Annotated in this window: 14 protein-coding genes; 4 read left to right on the top strand and 10 right to left on the bottom strand. The window is 51.2% G+C overall.

The window, feature by feature from the left end:
* Positions 1-833: 833 nt before the first annotated feature.
* On the top strand, positions 834-1,223 hold the full coding sequence (locus BN1129_RS19805; RefSeq protein WP_042038851.1) for a hypothetical protein: 390 nt from the start codon (positions 834-836) through the stop codon (positions 1,221-1,223).
* Between the two features lie 110 nt (positions 1,224-1,333).
* Positions 1,334-1,663 (top strand): DHCW motif cupin fold protein, encoded by a 330-nt coding sequence (locus BN1129_RS22865; protein ID WP_084204709.1) that lies wholly within the window; start codon positions 1,334-1,336, stop codon positions 1,661-1,663.
* Between the two features lie 469 nt (positions 1,664-2,132).
* On the opposite strand, the gene rnr is transcribed toward BN1129_RS22865, so the two are convergent.
* The gene (rnr, locus tag BN1129_RS19795) at positions 2,133-4,493 is read right to left on the bottom strand and encodes a ribonuclease R (RefSeq protein ID WP_042038847.1); all 2,361 of its coding nucleotides are present in this window, start codon (positions 4,491-4,493) and stop codon (positions 2,133-2,135) included.
* Between the two features lie 134 nt (positions 4,494-4,627).
* Between rnr and BN1129_RS19790 the strand changes: the two genes are divergently transcribed.
* A complete protein-coding gene (locus tag BN1129_RS19790; RefSeq protein WP_042038846.1) occupies positions 4,628-5,650 on the top strand; it encodes a GGDEF domain-containing protein in 1,023 nt (340 codons plus the stop codon).
* Between the two features lie 62 nt (positions 5,651-5,712).
* On the opposite strand, the gene luxS is transcribed toward BN1129_RS19790, so the two are convergent.
* The 4 genes from luxS to BN1129_RS19770 form a co-directional block, all read right to left on the bottom strand.
* Positions 5,713-6,222, bottom strand: coding sequence for an S-ribosylhomocysteine lyase (luxS, locus tag BN1129_RS19785; RefSeq protein ID WP_042038845.1), 510 nt, complete (start codon positions 6,220-6,222; stop codon positions 5,713-5,715).
* 18 nt (positions 6,223-6,240) lie between these two features.
* A complete protein-coding gene (locus tag BN1129_RS19780) occupies positions 6,241-6,834 on the bottom strand; it encodes a transglycosylase SLT domain-containing protein (RefSeq protein ID WP_280136046.1) in 594 nt (197 codons plus the stop codon).
* Between the two features lie 61 nt (positions 6,835-6,895).
* Entirely contained in the window at positions 6,896-7,234 is a 339-nt protein-coding gene (glnB, locus tag BN1129_RS19775; RefSeq protein WP_005308848.1) for a nitrogen regulatory protein P-II, read from the bottom strand.
* A 9-nt stretch (positions 7,235-7,243) separates the two neighbouring features.
* Complete coding sequence (locus BN1129_RS19770) at positions 7,244-8,866, bottom strand: NAD+ synthase (RefSeq protein ID WP_042038842.1); 1,623 nt, start codon at positions 8,864-8,866, stop codon at positions 7,244-7,246.
* Between the two features lie 121 nt (positions 8,867-8,987).
* Here BN1129_RS19770 and BN1129_RS22855 point away from each other — a divergent pair, with 121 nt between their 5' ends.
* A complete protein-coding gene (locus tag BN1129_RS22855; protein ID WP_244463087.1) occupies positions 8,988-9,509 on the top strand; it encodes a GspH/FimT family pseudopilin in 522 nt (173 codons plus the stop codon).
* Between the two features lie 3 nt (positions 9,510-9,512).
* Here the strand turns inward: BN1129_RS22855 and BN1129_RS19760 are convergent, their stop codons facing one another.
* The 5 genes from BN1129_RS19760 to pilV are packed head-to-tail and all read right to left on the bottom strand — an operon-like array spanning position 9,513 to position 15,398.
* Positions 9,513-9,791, bottom strand: a complete 279-nt coding sequence (locus BN1129_RS19760) for a TapY2 family type IVa secretion system protein (protein ID WP_042038839.1) — start codon at positions 9,789-9,791, stop codon at positions 9,513-9,515.
* Positions 9,791-13,393, bottom strand: a complete 3,603-nt coding sequence (locus BN1129_RS19755; protein ID WP_052449383.1) for a pilus assembly protein — start codon at positions 13,391-13,393, stop codon at positions 9,791-9,793. The genes BN1129_RS19760 and BN1129_RS19755 overlap by 1 nt, the downstream gene beginning before the upstream one ends.
* A 12-nt stretch (positions 13,394-13,405) precedes the next feature.
* A complete protein-coding gene (locus BN1129_RS22850; protein ID WP_084204706.1) occupies positions 13,406-13,840 on the bottom strand; it encodes a pilus assembly PilX family protein in 435 nt (144 codons plus the stop codon).
* Positions 13,837-14,829: a PilW family protein gene (locus BN1129_RS22845; RefSeq protein ID WP_084204705.1), complete on the bottom strand. Its 993-nt coding sequence runs from the start codon at positions 14,827-14,829 to the stop codon at positions 13,837-13,839. Before BN1129_RS22845 ends, BN1129_RS22850 begins: the two co-directional genes overlap by 4 nt.
* Complete coding sequence (gene pilV / locus BN1129_RS22840) at positions 14,826-15,398, bottom strand: type IV pilus modification protein PilV (RefSeq protein ID WP_084204704.1); 573 nt, start codon at positions 15,396-15,398, stop codon at positions 14,826-14,828. Before pilV ends, BN1129_RS22845 begins: the two co-directional genes overlap by 4 nt.
* Positions 15,399-15,401 lie beyond the last annotated feature (3 nt).

Genomic DNA, 15,401 nt, shown 5'->3' with positions numbered 1-15,401 from the left:
CATGAATGCGCCCCGAAGAAAAATGGCCGTACCGGCAGCCTGACCACCATGATGCTGGCGTCGTCACCGGTCGCTAAATGATGACGCATCATACCAGAGAGACCGGCATCTAGGGAGGAGGAAGCTGCTCGGCCAAGCTCCGGATCTGTGACAGGCCTCTTGATGCGGCTGCGCCATCATCCTTGATGGTGTACCTGACCCTGCCCGGCAGTGACGAAGTGGGCTCGCTACGCGGTGCACAAAACGGTCGCAGTCCCATTTTCAGCCCTTGGAGATCAGCCCTTTCGTTGTGGATGTTCGACTTCAACACGGCTCAGGATGACTAATTTATTGATCTTGCCCAGAAAACTATCATCTCCCACTTCCCTCTCCTGCATCGCTCGCTAATATAGCCGTTTGGCAACAGCCTCGTCGGAGTCACCCATGAGCCAGGCCAGCGAAACCGCGCAGGTAAAAAGCAGCAGACTGGAGGCTGACATTCAGGGCGGTAGCCTTGCCGGATGGAATGGATAAGCGAGTAGCACGAGTGGCGCGATCACTGAACATGGTGACGGCCTTATGTGGATTTCTGAGCTGTTCACGCCGCCGTGACTTGGCCGTGCCGTCCATAAGCAACCCACGTACTGTTTTTTTACACAGTCGTAATGGTGGCGCAGAAAGAGGAAGTCAATCGAATACGCTCGGCACGAGAAGCAAGCTGGTAATGTGTTGATTTAATGATAATTTTTACTTGGCGGCGATAAAGGTGTTACGGAGTTATATGGAATGCTCTGCTAACGGATTAGCACCGCCTTCCATCTAATCACTGTTGGGCGTCTTCATAGGAGTGCATCTTGTCTTATCTTGCTTTGCTACTTGTCGCAAAAATTGCTGTATCTGCGCTACTCGTTGCGCTGCCGTTCCTCGTCATGCCACAGGCCAAACTTGAGGCAACTACCCGAGTCAGCGCAAAGAGTGCGCTCTTCTTTCGCCTCTATGGCGTTGCAATAACTGCCCTTCTTGTCGGCTATGGCTTCGGCATCCCCACTGCCGAGAGCGGCCAGTTTCCTTGGGGCGTTGTGTCCATGGGGCTCGTATCAAACAGCGGAGCTGCATTTCTCCTCCTTCGCTCTTCTAAGCCAAACTCCAGCGGTTTCTGGCTCGGCTCTTTCTTTGCGTTTGTAGCTGTTGGCCTGGCCGTCTCTATCAGCGCCCCAAGTCTGGCTCTCAGCAAAGCATGGTGACCATACGCCCAACGAAACGCTGCACACGGACGACAACTCGCTACGCGAGTTGCCGCCGGTGAGCGTTGACGTTATGTGCTTTTAGCAATCAATAGGAATGAGCGAGCAATATGGATATTGAGAATATTCCTTTCGGAGTAACTGATTGGGGTAACGTAGAGGCTACGGAACATTTAGGTGAAACGGGTGTTGCGTACTGGCGTACCAAACATTTTGGTCAACTTCGTGTACGAATGGTTGATTATTCTGAAAACTATCTGGCAGATCACTGGTGTTCGAAAGGGCATATCTTGTTTTGTTTGTCAGGTGAGCTAACCACTGAACTTGAAGATGGGCGTGTTTTTGTTCTAAAGCCAGGAATGAGTTATCAAGTTGCTGACAACGCTGAGGCTCATCGTTCTTCTACAAAGTGTGGGGCTAGGTTGTTTGTAGTTGATTGAAACTACGCACATAACAAACGCCTCAAGAGGGACTGTCAACGCGCGGCGTTTCCAGTCCCAATGAGCCGCAGTGGTTGCAGCTGTTGTGTTTGAGTGTAGTGTCATGCGTTGCCAGCCCCTTAGGCGGGCGTTAGGGTCTGAGCAAAAATAGGAGTACGACGCACATGGATGTCAGGTGTAACTCACAAGAAAAATAGGACACCCACCTTTCTGAGCGCCTCGTAGCGACCTATAGAATGGCAATCGCGCAGGGAGTGTACTCTTCGCCATAGGCACGGAGCTTGGCCGAACTCCGCCGAAGGGCTGAGCCCCTCCCCTTTTCGCTGACCATAAAAAATCCGAACCCCGGTAACAGGGTTCGGATTTTTTTCGTCTCCGGGACTATCGGGCTCTGGAGGAGATAACCCGGGGCCATCAGCCCCTTACGACCTCAGCCCGGGTCGCCGGACCCAAGACATGAGACGAGGGCTTACCCCTTGGCCTTATCACGAGCCTTTTTGCTCGGTCGTCTGTTGCTGGGCTTGGCGCGGCCACCCTTGTCGGATTTGCCGGTCTCCTTGCCCTCTTTGCGTTTATCGTGACGCAGGCCCCCCTTGGCAGGCTTGCGCACCACCTCTTTGCCATCCTTGCCGGTGAGTGGCGCTTCCACCATCACGAAGTCGATCTTGCGATCGTCCAGATTCACGCCCATCACCTTGACCCGTACCTTGTCACCCAGACGGTAGCGACGGCGGAAGTTCTCGCCGATCAGCTGCATGTGCAGGGGATCAAACTGGTAGTAGTCGTTGGTGAGGGTGCTGACGTGCACCAGACCATCGATGTGGATCTCCGCCAGACGGACGAAGAAACCAAAGCCGGTGACGCTGGCGATGACGCCGTCAAACTCGTCACCCACGTGATCCAGCATGTACTCGCACTTGAGCCAGTCAGCCACGTCGCGGGTCGCATCGTCGGCACGGCGCTCTGTCATGGAGCAGTGCTCGCCCATCGGGTCCACTTCTTCCAGCTGGTAGTGATAACCACCGCTCGGGGTCCACTTGTGGCGCAGATTGCCCTGCTGCTCCTTGGCCGTCTGGTACTTGATGGCGCGGTGCAGGATAAGGTCGGGGTAACGACGGATCGGCGAGGTGAAGTGGGCGTAGGACTTTAATGCCAGACCGAAGTGGCCGATATTGTCGGCCTGATAAACCGCCTGACGCATGGAACGCAGCAGCATGGTAGAGAGCAGCTCCGCATCGGGGCGCCCTTCAAACTTGGCGGCCAGCTCGGCAAAGTCTTTCGGCTCGGGTTCAAGGCCACCCTTGAGCTCCAGACCCAGCTCGGCCAGGAAGTCACGGAAACCGGTCAGGCGCTCTTCGCCCGGACGGTCATGCACCCGGAACAGGGCAAAGGCTTCGTTCTTCTCGATATAACGGGCCGCGGCCACGTTGGCCTGGATCATGCACTCTTCAATGATCTTGTGGGCGTCGTTGCGCACCAGCGGCACTATCTGGTCAATCTTGCGCTGGGCGTTGAAGATGAAACGGGTCTCTTCGCTCTCGAACTCCACGGCGCCACGCTGGTGACGGGCGTGCTTGAGCGCCTTGTAGAGGTTGTTGAGCTCCTCGATATGGCCCACCAGCGGCTCGTACTGCTGACGCAGCTTGGGCTCGCCATCCAGGATCGCCGCCACCTTGCTGTAGGTCATGCGCGCGTGGGAGTTCATCACTGCTTCGTAGAACTTGTAACCGGACATGCGGCCGGCGGCTGAGATGGTCATCTCGCACACCATGCACAGGCGGTCGACCTGCGGGTTCAGGGAGCAGAGACCGTTGGAGAGCACCTCCGGCAGCATGGGCACCACGAACTCGGGGAAGTAGACAGAGTTGCCGCGCTGATACGCTTCGGCATCCAGCGCTGTGCCGGGCTTCACATAGGAGGAGACATCCGCGATGGCCACCCACAAGCGCCAGCCGCCACCGCGCTTGGCTTCACAGAAGACAGCGTCATCGAAGTCGCGGGCATCTTCCCCGTCTATGGTGACCAACGGCAGGGCACGCAGGTCGATACGACCCTCTTTGGCCTTCTCTGGTACCTGTTCGCCCAGACCGGCAACCTCCTTGGTCACCTCTTCCGGCCAGGTATGTGGAATGCCGTGGGTACGCAGGGCGATCTCGATCTCCATACCTGGCGCCATGTTCTCGCCCAGCACGTCCAGCACGGTACCGACCGCGTTGATGCGGGAGGTGGCACGCTGATTGATGCGCACCACCACCACCTGGCTCTGGCGGGCACCCTTGTTTTCCCCTTCGGGGATGATGATGTCCTGGCCGATGCGGCTGTCATCCGGCACCACGAAACCGACGCCATTCTCGACGAAGTAACGGCCGACGATATCCGCCTCGCGGGACTTGAGCAGACGTACAAGACGCGCTTCCTGACGACCCTTGCGGTCAATCTCGGTCGGCTGCACCAGCACGTAGTCGCCATGCATCAGGCGCTGCATCTCGCGGTTGTTCAAATAGAGATCCGGTCCACCACCTTCCGGGCGCAGAAAACCGAAACCATCTTTGTGGCCGAGTACATACCCCTTCACCAGATTCAGACGATCCGGCAGGGCATAACATTGGTTGCGAGTGAATACCAGTTGCCCATCACGCTCCATGGCGCGCAGACGACGGCGCAATGCTTCCAACGGCTCTTCGTCGGTCAGCTTGAGTGCCTTGGCCAGCTCTTCCCGGGACATGGGTTTTTCATGGCCCTTGATGAGCTCCAGCAGCATCTCGCGACTGGCGATGGGGTTTTCGTATTTTTCGGCCTCGCGTTGGAGGAAAGGATCTTTTTGAGACATAAGCAGGCCTTAGGGTAGGTAATAACGCAGACATTATATCGAAGGGGGGAGCTAATGGCATCCATCGGCTGCCTTTTGGCCAATCTCTCTGTCATACTATGCAAAGTTTGCAGTCATGATGAGACACGGAACTCATGAGCAAGGACTCGTTTGCCCAATCTGCCGCCTATCTGAAGCAGGCGGTTCCCCTGATGATCAAGTATCAAATTCCCACGACACCGGATAATTACACCCTTTGGTATAACTATGTGGCCGCCAGCATGCCCGAGCTCAATCAGGCTATCGAACAGGCCATCAAGCTACAGGGCACCTGCTCTCTCATCACCTGTGAACGGCTCTATCACCAGCATCTCGCCGCCCAGGACGAGCAGCAGATGGAAGCGATGAAACTCAGTCTGGCCGCCATGGCCAACGAGCTCGGCCATACCATGCAGGACGCCATCTCCGACACCGGCATGTTCCAGGAGATACTCGACAAGAGCTTCGATCGACTAAGCCTCATCGACGATGAGGGGCTTAGCCTGGAGGATACCATGGGTATCTTGCGGGATCTGGTACGCGAGTCGCGAGATATTCGCATGTCGACCATGCATTTTCGCAATCAGCTCAGTAACGCCGAGAAGGAGATCAAGGAGCTGCGTGAGACACTGAATGAGACTCGCAAGCTGGCTAACGAGGATGCCCTCACCTCACTGCTCAATCGGCGCGCCTTCGATCTGGAGATAGACGGCCTGATCCGTAGCAAGCGGCCCTTCTCGCTCATTTTGTCAGACATAGACCGCTTCAAGAACTTCAACGACGAATATGGCCACCTGCTGGGGGATCAGGTATTGCGCGCCTTCAGCAAGCGACTGCGGGAAACCTGCAAGGAGGGTGTCACCGCCTACCGGCTCGGTGGCGAGGAGTTTGCCCTGCTGGTACCCATGCGTAGCCTGGCCCTGAGCCGCCAAATGGCCGAGAGCCTGCGCCGGGCCATCGAGAAAATGTCCATTCTGGATCGCAAGTCCGGCCGCCGCATCGACCATATCACGGCCTCGTTCGGGGTAGGCGAGTATAATGGCCAGGAGACGGGCGATGCCCTAGTCGAACGTACCGACAAGCTGCTCTACAAGGCCAAGGAGCTGGGCCGCAACCGCGTGATGCCACTGCCCTCCTGATCCTTCCTGGCAACAAAAAGGCCGGTCAATGACCGGCCTTTTTCATCGTTGCAACACTAACCTCAGAGGCTTTTCAACTTCTCTTCCGGCAGGGCCAGCTCGTCGTTGTGGTTGACGCCAACGCCGCGCTCCAGCACATGGCGAGCAATGGCGTGCGCCTCTTCCAGCGAGTGCATGCTGTAGGTGCCGCACTGATACTCGTTCAGCTCGGGGATCTTGGCCTGATCCTGCACAGTAAGCACGTCGCTCATGGCGGCCTGCCAGGCTGCGCCAACACGGGCTTCGTCAGGAGCACCAATCAGGCTCATGTAGAAACCGGTACGGCAACCCATGGGGGAGATGTCGATGATCTCCACGCCGTTGCCGTTCAGGTGATCCCGCATAAAACCGGCGAACAGGTGCTCCAGCGTATGGATACCGCGCTCGGAGAGGATCTCCTGGTTCGGCACGCAGAAACGCAGATCGAACACGGTAATGGTGTCCTTGTTCGGGGTCTGCATGGTCTTGGCCACGCGTACCGCAGGGGCTTCCATGCGGGTGTGGTCAACGGTAAAACTGTCCAATAACGGCATTTCTGACTCCTGATTTGGTTACCAGAACCAGCCCCCGCTGGAGAGCTGATCCTTGCATTGTCGATACTGGGCGCCGTAGCGCTGGGCACGAGCCTCTACCTTGCGGGAGGTCTTCATCAACCACCCCTTGCTGCGGTAGCTGCCGCGCCGGTAGCCACCCCACCCTTCGTGATAGTTGAGGTACTGGCCATAGGCATCCCACTTGGAGGTGCCGTTCAGCCGCTGGGCCTTGTTAGTGTACCAGCCCATGAAATCGATGGCGTCAGCAAAGTCGTCGCGGCTGCTCCAGCTATTGCCGGTTTCCCGCTGGTAATCGTCCCATGTTTCATCTTTCACCTGGGCATAACCATACGCGGAACTGGCCCGCCCGGTCGGGATGAAGAGGAAGTACCCCATCGGCGGCTGGGCGTCATGCACGAAGGAGGACTCCTGATACATCATGGCCATCACCACCGGGATCGGTGTGCCCCACGTCTCGTTCATCTTGAGTGCCGCCTTGTGCCACTCGGGTTTTTCCCGAAAGATCTGGCACAGGTTCTCTGGCTGGGCCGGCGGCCGGGTACTGCAGGCGGTCAGGCTAATCAACAGGCCCGCAGCCACGAAGAGGCGCATCCATGACATCTGAAGGCTTGTATCTTCGTTCTCTTGATCGTTACGAGGCACATGCATCACATCAAATCGCGTCTTCGTTCTCTTCGCCGGTACGAATACGAATGACCCGTTCAACCTCGCAGACGAAGATTTTGCCATCACCAATTTTGCCGGTGCGGGCTGTGTTCTGGATGGCTTCCAGACAGGCATCGAGATCCTCGTCCTGCACCACTAGCTCCACCTTCACTTTCGGCAGGAAGTCGACCATATATTCGGCGCCACGATAGAGTTCGGTGTGCCCCTTCTGGCGACCGAAGCCTTTGACTTCGGATACTGTCATGCCGTTGATGCCGATCTCGGCCAGGGCCTCGCGCACATCGTCCAGCTTGAACGGTTTGATGATGGCTTCAATCTTCTTCATGGTGACTCCTTACCAGTTCTGTTTGCCAAACCCCGACGTAATGGGGTAACGGCGATCCTTACCAAAGTTGCGGGCCGTGATACGGGGCCCGACGGCGGCCTGACGGCGCTTGTATTCGTTGAGATCCACCAGCCGGATCACCTTGCGCACCACAGCCTCCTCGAAGCCTTCCGCCACCAGATCGGCGACCGAAGCATCCTCTTCAACGTAACGCTTGAGGATGGCATCCAGGATGTCATAGGGGGGAAGGCTGTCTTGATCCACTTGGTCTGGCGCAAGTTCTGCCGAAGGGGGACGATCGATGACCCGCTGCGGGATCACATAATCGACCAAGTTGCGATATTCGCACAATTTGAAGACCAGCGTCTTGGGCACATCTTTCAGCACGTCGAAACCGCCCGCCATGTCACCGTACAGGGTGGCGTAGCCGACCGCCATCTCGCTCTTGTTGCCGGTAGTCAACACGATGCGGCGACGCTTGTTGGAGAGCGCCATCAGCAGCACACCGCGGCAGCGCGCCTGCAGGTTCTCTTCGGTAGTGTCGCGGGCGGTGCCTTCAAACAGCGGCGCCAGCTGGGTCATAAAGCCTTCGAACATGGGCTCGATGGAGATGATGTTGAACTCCACCCCCATTCGCTCGGCCTGCTCCTTGGCATCTTCCACACTCATCTGGGCGGTGTAGCGAAACGGCATCATCACTGCCTGCACCTTGTCGGCCCCGATGGCGTCGGCCGCGATGGCCAGCGTCAAGGCGGAATCGATCCCGCCGGAGAGACCCAGCACTGCGCCCTGGAAGCCGTTCTTGGTGATGTAGTCACGCACCGCCAGCACCAGCGCCTGATAGGTCTCGGCCAAAGGATCGAGCGGGGCAGCCGGTTCACACTCTTTCACCGGTTCACCATTGGCAAAGCGCACTAGCGCTAGCTCTTCGGCGAAGGGGGCCAACTTGTGGGTCAGCTCGCCCTGACCGTTGAACACCTTGGAACAACCGTCGAAGATCAGCTCGTCCTGGCCACACACCTGATTGAGATACACCAGCGGCAAACCTGTCTGCTGACAGCGTGTCGTCATCAGCTCATGGCGGATCCAGGGTTTCTCCTGATCGTAGGGCGAGGCATTGATGGTGAGCAGCAGCTCGGCTCCCGCTGCCTTGGCGGCCAGCGCCGGGCCCGGTTGCCACAAGTCTTCACAGATGAGCAGCCCCAGCTTGTGACCACGGAACGGCACCACGCAGGTCTCAGTGGCAGCGGTGAAGTAACGCTTCTCGTCAAACACACCGTAGTTGGGCAAGTCCTGCTTGAAGTAACGAGCAATCAGCTTGCCGTGCTCATAGAGGGAAGCCGCATTGTAGAGAGCCTCTCCTTCACGCCAGGGATGTCCCACCAAAATGGCACAGTTTCCCTGCCATTCGGCAATACGAGCCAGTGCGGCATCGACCCGAATCATCAGATCGGCACGCAGCAGCAGATCTTCCGGTGGATAGCCGGTCAGGGCCAGCTCGGAGCAGACCAGCAGATCAGCACCTTGCTGCTCGGCCTGAGCAGCCGCAGCGAGCACGTTGTCAGTGTTATCTTCGATGGCGCCTACCGTCAGATTCAACTGGGCAAGCATCAGAGAGAGGGCTTTTGCCATGGCAATGCATCTTAAAATCAAAAATGATGGGGAATGATAAAGAAAAGGGGGGCAATCTGCCAGTTCAAGTCAGGAGTTCTGTGTGACAGCAGGCCCCAGGGGGGATAAGCTGTAGAGATTCATGGAACGACATATTCAGGTTCATATGAAAAATAACGGATTTACCCTGTTAGAACTGATGATCACGATTTCATTACTGGTTATTCTTCTTGGGATAGGTATCCCCTCCCTCAAGAGCCTGCTCAGTGAGAATAGCCTGTCATTTCAATCACAAATGCTGTTAAAGCATATGAGATTTGCCCGCTCACAAGCGATTGACAATCAGCAAACGGTAACCGCTTGTTTAGCCGATGCATCAAATAAATGTGTGCAAAATAATCCGACCTACTATCTCGTCTTCATAGACAGTAATAATAACAATGAACTTAATTCAGGAGAAACATTACTATCAAGTAGCCAGCAGTTGGCTGACGGGATCACTGCGACAGCAAATAGAATTTCCACCACTTATAGTTTGGATGGCACGAGTATAGGCACTAATGCAACCCTTTCCTTATGTGAAACAGGACAATTCAAAATAAACCTTGTCACAGCCCAATCAGGTCGCAGCTCCAGCTCACCTCAGGCCACTGTATGCCCATGAACATCAACGAGGCTGAATTTTTTCTTGGTGTAAAGCTGCATCCAAACTAAATGGACTACTTACAGCCACACATTCCAAGACCTCCTTCACCTTGCTTATCTTACCATTATATTCAAACCCTTTCTTTTTAAAGTGCTGATAAATCTCTGATTGATTACTACCTTTCACTGGACTCTGCAACACCACTTTTTTCCCATTATCCAATTCTACATAGCACTTTATATCCGCGGCCATGACAGAAAAGGATAAATGAAGTACGAATAGTCCATATACAGCGTTCATTATTGCACTCCTTCATATATATATATTTTCTTGGGTGCCATGTCCATTTCAGCCTCATCAGCACCTTGGGAACATTCTCCCTCAGCAGTACAACGCTCAGGCTCACCCTTGCCTTCATCCTTCAGGATAACCTCTTCGCCTGGAGCACCACCAATAATGCGAACTTTGGAATCATCACCAGCATGAACAACAAGGTCGTCTGCAACTTTATTGTTAACTTCTACATAACGGACTGGCGTTTCATTTCCATCTTGGTCAATAACGTACCGAAATGTAGTACCATAATGCATATCAATCATATATTGACGCATGGCCCCTATCGATTGGATTGTACACTCTTGAAATGACTGAACCTGAGGCAGGAATGAAGTAAAGTAAAGCTTTCCTTGCAATACAACTCCAGCACCCATCGATTTCTCCCCAGCTTCATTTAACCAGTAAACCCATCCCTTTTTACTAGTTATTGCAGCTCTCATATTTAATATTTCTGAATCAGTTGCCTTCCCAACAAAAGGATCGTTGGTCACATCATAGAGATCAGAAACAACTAATGCAGTCGGGGTATTGGTTTTATAATTCTTGGCCACCACATTATAATCTCGCAGCATGAAGTAGGCATTCTGAACAGTAGACTCAGAAGATGGCCTGTTACGATCTCCACTACCAATCAGTACGGCATCAAATGGGCGTTCCTTATAAGTATATTGATCCTTCCCATTTACTATCGTTCGGGTCACTTCCTTGTTAAGGGTACGAACAATGACTGGTTGAGTAAAGAACCGGCGATCCGCCCCCTGCACAGAATCAGAGCCCAAGCTAGCAAACTTGAAAGCACTCCAGTCAGCCTTGTTGGCAGAAGGAAGATCTACCCGCCAGATATTACCACCAGTATCACCAGCATAAATTCTATCTGTTTTTCCATCACCATCACTATCCAACGTAGCAACAGTACCAGGCATGCTATCTGCCATCTCAGGCATGCTCAGATTAATTATGGAACCTGACGCAGGGGTTACACTGAAAATCAAAGCTCCAGTATTAGCATTTACCATATAGATGCCTGCACCGGAGCCATCACTCACTCCCAAGCCGATACTACTTTTGTTAAGATCATAACCCCCAGCAAAGATCAGAACAGGATCAGTAATACCAGGAACAAAAGCGACTTCTGGTACCGACCAAGTCTGCCCTAACTGGCTAAAACCAGCAGTCTGACTATTGATACTCCACTTCAAAGCTGGCACATCTGGGTTTGATATATTAAATGCGTAGTAACTCTTCCCCCCTCCTCTCAACCCCATAAACAACCAAGCAAAGTCCCCCTCAGAAGACTTAATCACGCCGTTATTATTTGCATCCTTAATTAATGCGACGGGTGAAGAATCAACTCCATAGATGTGGCTTGACGATTCCACATTTTTTCTAAGATCTTGCTGATTCCCCATGAATTCATATGGAATGATAGCCCAACTTTCATCAATACTAACTCCTGAGTCTTTGAACATATGCAAGAAACCAGCATTGGTCCCCATAATAACCCTCAAGTCAGGGCTATCATTTAAATTACCAGAGGGTGGGCCATAGTTAATAACGAGTGGTCGGGAATGCAACGGATCACCAAGAATAAAACGGCGAGTCGTAGTCGTTGTATCAAAATCCTCATCGTCAACATCAACCCCACGAGTCCAGTTAATCAATGTATCTGCCTCCGTTGAGTCAGCCACTTTCAGATGAGTGTTCAATACAGAGGCACTACCTGCAATACTTTCCAGACTTGTTCGATTAAGAGTATCCAATCTTACTTGGGAACGATTAACAACATATAAATTTCTTGAGGGTTTATCTGCCAACATAGCTTGCGCCCCCCCTTTAACCACAACATTCCCATCACGTTCATTTGACCAATAGGTTTGCGCACTCTCAATTATTGAACCATCGGCTTTAATTGCGGGCAGATCATTGACGTCTACAACATATCCTTTATTTGAAAACATCAGCTTTTTGAGATTACCTTTCCAGCGCGGTCCTGAATCAGGCTCAAACATGGCATAGTAAATATTGTTCAGACTACGTGTGCGGTCAAAGTTATTGGTTGCAATAGCTGGAGAAACTAGCGATGTGTTAATCCGCAAAATAGCTAATAAAGATGACTTCAAAGCCTGAGTTAATGCAGTTGAATCTGTCGCTGGATAATAAGTTCCACCACCACGGCGGGCTGTCTCAGCCAACAGGTTTCCAGCTCCGCTGACAGCATCATCACCAAACCCTACAGTAAAGGTAGTCACGGTTTGTACGCCAGGTGAACCACTATTAACATCCTTGTGTTTCATATACCCAGCAAGAGCAGCCAAATAGCTTTTACTCCCACTAGACCCATAACCAACTGTCGTACCATAAGCAGCTTTCTCGTCACTACTAAGGGTATTTATAAGACCTTGGACTAATGTATTTGCTGCTGTGTCTTGTGTTGGTTCACCATCAGTAATATAAATAACATATCCATTATTAGAGCACTTGTCATAAGGTGACTTATAGGTTCCTAGAGGATTTTCCGCTAACGTATCTCTTACCGGTTTACGTGAACTATCATCGTCACCATAAAAAACGCTCTGACCACCAAATAAACGGTATGCTTCATATAATGTCTCACACAATGGGGTGTTTGTTTCAGCGCCAAGATTGTCTATTGTTGATAATAGGTTTTGCTCAGCTGTCACCCCTCCTCCCATATCTTCCTCATTACTCAGTATTCGTCTAACTACACGCCCACCGTTCTTGCCACCATTACTATCATTGAAGTTATATACAGCCAATCCAAAATCAACGCCTGGAGTTGATGAGATAATTCCCTTTACCGCATCCTTGGCAATTTTAAGGCGAGATTGAATACTATAACCTGTAGGGCCATAATACCAGCGAAGGTAGTTAGCAGAGTAAAGCGTCACACTAGTATTACTACCCGAAGCAGCATTGGCAACATTAGCTGTATAGTACCAAACACCTGAGTTATTAGCTGTTTTATTTATAGGGTAGCCTGTGGTAATACTGCCTACTGGTAAAGTTCCAGTAAATGGGTTTGCTGTATTTCTAACTGTAATATCCTGCTTGCAGTCAACCAAATAAATTTCATTTTCAACATAAGGGGAAACTGAAACCCAGGAGCCTTGCCGTGGCACCTTACTATTATTAAAACTTGAAAATAAATAACTCCAAACCTGAGATTGAAAATACCCTATATTGCTCAGTGGCGTTTTTGAAGAATCACAGGCATTTATTTTATCAGAGAATCGCTTTGTACTGGTAATAACGGGGACAGTACCATCAGTAGAGTAATATATGTATTTTTTAGTATTGGCGCTATCAGGGTCCAGGTTTAATGCAGCATAATTTGTCAGAGGATTATACTCTTCTTTCACTACCTCCATGGTTTGACTCATACTACCAGAATTATCAAAAATAATAAGTATCTTTGGCCTAAAATCACCCGCCTTTGAGAAGTCATAGATAAAAAGTTCAGTATCATCAGAGTAACTATTTGTTGCGATAGCCGGCATGACCGCTATCAGGCAAAAAAATAATGATGTACATATATATTTAAGCATATCCTATGCTCCTTATTCAGATTTGAGCAGTGGTTGCTCAACACCTGCAATCCAATTCAAAGGACGGGCATTTTTCCCATAATTAACCCCCGCCTGCATCTCTATATAACGACAGGAAGGGATAACATTCTGACTACTCGCATTAAATTTACGCTTGCATACTGTTTCCGCACGCCGCGTCATATTAACGGTTGTAGATATATTGTTGCCGTATACACTCAAGGCTGCACTGGCACCCATTGTGGAAATGCGAGTAGATAGACCATTCTGCTGCAAAGCATTTTCAATTATGCCTTCCACTTGATGCTCTGCTTGCTGAACGCTGGCAGAAGCCCCTGCCATTCTTAAATCAATACCACTAGATTGCATTACAACGACAGCAATCAATGTTAATGGTACTAAAATAACCAGCGCTACAATCAATGCAATTCCATGGATTGCCTTCATTTTCCGCCTCCCGCGATCACCGCCGGATTACGGATAGCTACACTACTTTCCAAAAGTAATCGGCGAAAACCATCATTCCCCCCAGACACTGATACATTACCGACTTGATAAGTATTGTTATTCTTATATTTACTGGAAGCCTGTAGAGAACGAACCAAAATGAATACCCTGGCAGAAATAACACGCCCTTCATTCCATTCTTGTGCCGATACATTGGTAGTCCCAACATATTTATCAATCTGACCATCTTGTACAAGATCGGTGTCTACACCATACAAAACAACAATATATTCAATACCTTCTGCCATTGGACCCGTGATCAAAAAGGAACCACCATTTGCAGTCAACATCCTCTTGCGTAGCTCTGGAATACCTGTTGTACCAAGTGCAAGGTAATAAATATAATGTTGATACTCCCATATTTGCCGAGTCGGCATCGCAACCTCCGTCGGAGCAACTTCATTTCCACGAAAGATATAGGCAGCTTGAGTCGTTGTGGCCATGTAAAATCGATTGGTATCAAAGCCGCTCTCTAAGGGTGGGCCGATCAATCGTTTAATACTGATAACATCTGAGTTAGCGATCCGTGAGGCTGCGGTAATACATGAAAAGCCACTCATGTTTTTACTGGTATCAACCCGACCCACCCAAAGTGCACGAGTGACAGTCGCGGTAGAAGGAATACTTCCCTCCCCTCTCTCATCGATACAATCACTGGTAGTAGAAACAACGGCACCAGTGCTCAAACTGACACCGACATCTCTCTGCATCGGCATGCCAGTATAATCACCCCAAAAACCAGCCCAACGCAGATCCTGAGTAATAAGACGCATCGCTAAACGACCATTTTCCTGTAGCTCACTCTGATCGAATACATCTTCTGTCGTTGCCCGAGAAACAACAAAAACACTTAAAACACCACCTAACAGAAAGATCCCAATAACCATGGCAATCAACCATTCAACGAGTGTAAATCCTCTGGCGTTCATAGTGTGGTCTCTAACATATAATAATGCCGAGACTGAATCATGGCATTACCAAAACCACACAAATTACGAACATTACTAGAGATGGCGGAAGTACCATCTGATAATGCCTCTCGACCGTTCCATGTTAATACAACTGTCATTGCGTTGTTATTACCACGAATAACACAACCCAAAGGGTCTTGAATTGAAGACGAGGATCCTGATACTCCAACACCCAATAATGACTGCTGCCAATTGAACATATCCAAGGTGAATAGGTCGCTTTGACTACAACTAGCCATGGTGCCATCCACATTGCCGCAATTGGGTTTATTAATGGCCGAGCCAGCACTTACCATCCAGGCCTGTGTACTCTGCAACTCCCAGACGGCACGATTGATCCTTGCTCGTTCGACGATATCTGTGGCTAGCCAACTGGCTATTGTTCTCTGTCGGGCCTCATAGCCAGAAAATTTCGAGGTCGTCTGCAAAGCAACCAAGCCCAGCAAGCCAAATGAGAGCACCACAGCCGCAATCATCACTTCCAGCAGGCTGAATCCGCTTCTGGGTGGGGCAGTATGTTGCATCATAAG

This window comes from Aeromonas popoffii, from assembly GCF_000820025.1.
In the GTDB taxonomy this organism is placed as follows: Bacteria; Pseudomonadota; Gammaproteobacteria; order Enterobacterales; family Aeromonadaceae; genus Aeromonas; species Aeromonas popoffii.
This window is presented reverse-complemented; position numbering and strand designations above follow the sequence as displayed.

Bases quoted from the DNA above. Each gene is read 5' to 3' on its own strand.
- BN1129_RS22865 (WP_084204709.1), top strand. From the start codon at position 1,334: ATGGATATTGAGAATATTCCTTTCGGAGTAACTGATTGGGGTAACGTA.
- rnr (WP_042038847.1), bottom strand. From the start codon at position 4,493: ATGTCTCAAAAAGATCCTTTCCTCCAACGCGAGGCCGAAAAATACGAA.
- BN1129_RS19790 (WP_042038846.1), top strand. From the start codon at position 4,628: ATGAGCAAGGACTCGTTTGCCCAATCTGCCGCCTATCTGAAGCAGGCG.
- luxS (WP_042038845.1), bottom strand. From the start codon at position 6,222: ATGCCGTTATTGGACAGTTTTACCGTTGACCACACCCGCATGGAAGCC.
- BN1129_RS19780 (WP_280136046.1), bottom strand. From the start codon at position 6,834: ATGCGCCTCTTCGTGGCTGCGGGCCTGTTGATTAGCCTGACCGCCTGC.
- glnB (WP_005308848.1), bottom strand. From the start codon at position 7,234: ATGAAGAAGATTGAAGCCATCATCAAACCGTTCAAGCTGGACGATGTG.
- BN1129_RS19770 (WP_042038842.1), bottom strand. From the start codon at position 8,866: ATGGCAAAAGCCCTCTCTCTGATGCTTGCCCAGTTGAATCTGACGGTA.
- BN1129_RS22855 (WP_244463087.1), top strand. From the start codon at position 8,988: ATGGAACGACATATTCAGGTTCATATGAAAAATAACGGATTTACCCTG.
- BN1129_RS19760 (WP_042038839.1), bottom strand. From the start codon at position 9,791: ATGAACGCTGTATATGGACTATTCGTACTTCATTTATCCTTTTCTGTC.
- BN1129_RS19755 (WP_052449383.1), bottom strand. From the start codon at position 13,393: ATGCTTAAATATATATGTACATCATTATTTTTTTGCCTGATAGCGGTC.
- BN1129_RS22850 (WP_084204706.1), bottom strand. From the start codon at position 13,840: ATGAAGGCAATCCATGGAATTGCATTGATTGTAGCGCTGGTTATTTTA.
- BN1129_RS22845 (WP_084204705.1), bottom strand. From the start codon at position 14,829: ATGAACGCCAGAGGATTTACACTCGTTGAATGGTTGATTGCCATGGTT.
- pilV (WP_084204704.1), bottom strand. From the start codon at position 15,398: ATGATGCAACATACTGCCCCACCCAGAAGCGGATTCAGCCTGCTGGAA.